The 2,113-nt window shown below is 32.1% G+C and carries 2 protein-coding genes; one reads left to right on the top strand and one right to left on the bottom strand.

Annotation, left to right across the window (positions count from 1 at the left end; translation table 11 throughout):
* Positions 1-855: 855 nt before the first annotated feature.
* Positions 856-1,410: a peptide deformylase gene (gene def / locus RTL21_RS15120; protein ID WP_312096877.1), complete on the bottom strand. Its 555-nt coding sequence runs from the start codon at positions 1,408-1,410 to the stop codon at positions 856-858.
* Positions 1,411-1,685: 275 nt separating this feature from the next.
* On the opposite strand from def, the gene RTL21_RS15115 reads away from it, so the two are divergent.
* On the top strand, positions 1,686-2,113 hold a 428-nt coding region (locus RTL21_RS15115), incomplete at its 3' end, for a YkyA family protein (RefSeq protein ID WP_312096875.1).

The following is a 2,113-nucleotide window of genomic DNA, read 5'->3' as shown; positions in this document are numbered from 1 at the left end:
GAAATTTATTATATAAAAAAATAACATGTTTTTCATGTTTTTTCTTTTAATAGCAATCGTATCATCCATTGTTTTAGATAGATAAGCAACTATATTATGTAGAATACCCTTTATGAAATCGTTATAAAATAAAAGGTCAGACTCAATACCACTAAGCTTGGTTTATATAGTGGTATAATAACCACTATATTTAACAAAGCGTGGCATAGGTCGGACCATAAGAATACCCTTCAATTTTTAAGCTATTGTTTTTTTACGCAGTAAATCTTTCCACTGTTTTAAAAGCTTTTTTCTTAGCTTCTTTAACATAGTGGATCATCTCCTTAATTCTATTTTAAACCATTCTTGTACAAAGTAAAGTCATCTTCTCATTTTATATTCGTTTTGTAAAAAAATAGTTTTATGGGATGGTGATTTTTACGGTTTCTTTCTATTAAAATTGAAGGTGATTTTACATTATCTATTTAACATTGAATGGTTCGTTCTTTATTTGGCTTTTTTCAAAGTGTGTTACTCAGTTAATATGAAGCCGTTGATGGGCTTCTGCGACTTTTATATGAGGAATAGTCTTAATCATAGATAACAAACTTTTGAAAACAGCCTTTTATATTAATAGTATATGAATTTTTTTGGAGGATTCTCATGGATAATGTTGGGAATTACAAAAAAGGCATTTGCTTGTTAGCGAGGAATTGAAAAAAAGGATTTAGAGATCCCCTCACATAAGGAGGGGAAATAAGGAGAAATACTTCTTTTTACTGTAATTGCTTTTGGAGACAAAAAGGAGGAAAAGAGGCTCGAAAGATCTATTTTGTTAAATGATCGAACCAGAAAGGGAAGAAGGCAAGCTTCAGCTTATCTTTCCACAGAGATTGCATTATCAATAGGAAGAAAAGGATCGTTTTCATTAATATGATCATAAAACATGACGCCGTTAAGATGATCAATTTCGTGTTGAAATACAATAGCTGGTAAGCCTTTGAGCCGTAATTTCACTTCTTTACCGTCTAGATTGATTCCTTTTAATGTGATTCTTGCATATCGTGGCACAAATCCTGGAATAGCTTCATCTACAGATAGGCAGCCTTCCCCTGTTGTTAGATACGCTTTTTCAATCGAATGGCTGATAATTTTAGGATTGAAAAGAGCATAGCTATATTGCTTGCCATTTTCATCTTTAACATGCACTGCAATCATTCGTTTTGAAACGTTTATTTGAGGAGCAGCTAAACCTACACCACCTCTTAAACCATACTTTTCAGCTAATTCAGGGTCTTGACTATTTATTACATATTCCAGCATGCATTTCAGAATGTCTTTTTCTTCTTGACTGGGTGGTATTGTAACTTCCGTGGCCACTTTTCTTAATGTCGGATGTCCATCGCGAATAATATCTTCCATTGTAATCAACGTAATCACTTCCTTGTATCTGTCTATAAAGTAGTCTAACAGAGAAAGAATAAAAAGTTAATATAGGAGAATAGTACTTTATGCAATAAGATAATTATATATACCCATAATATATTATAGGACAGGCTAATATGTTTATAATATATACCCGTATCTTAAAGTTATTGATTTTTTACTTTGAGTAAACAAAGGGAAAGGAAGTACTTATCAAGCAACCGTTATTGTAAAAATACAGAAGAATAAGATATAGTTATAAGAAAGTGAGGAGGAAACAGATGAAACAAAGTATTCTAATTAGTACAATCATGGTATTTGCAATGATTGCTGCCGGATGTAATTTTCAATCTCCGAGTGAGAAGATGTATGAAAAACTAGAAGAAGTGGTTGAAATTGAATTTGGCTTTGAGGAACAACAAGAGCCACTTGTGACATTAGAGAAGAAAGAACAAGACATTTATTCAAAAATAATCAGTCTTGGTTTAGAAGATATGGATGAAATCACAAAATTATCGGATGAGGCTATTGAATCCATTGCTAAGAGAAAAGAATATATGGAAAAAGAAGCAGAAAGTATAAAACAGTCGCAAGAAAAGTTTGAGACAATTAAAACGGATATGGAAGACCTTGAGAAAAAAGAAGATAAACAGTTGAAAGACAAAGCAGACGAGCTTTATAAAACGATGATGGCCCGTTATGAGGAACA

The sequence above is a fragment of the Niallia sp. genome, from assembly GCF_031978665.1.
GTDB lineage: Bacteria > Bacillota > Bacilli > Bacillales > Cytobacillaceae > Niallia.
This window is presented reverse-complemented; position numbering and strand designations above follow the sequence as displayed.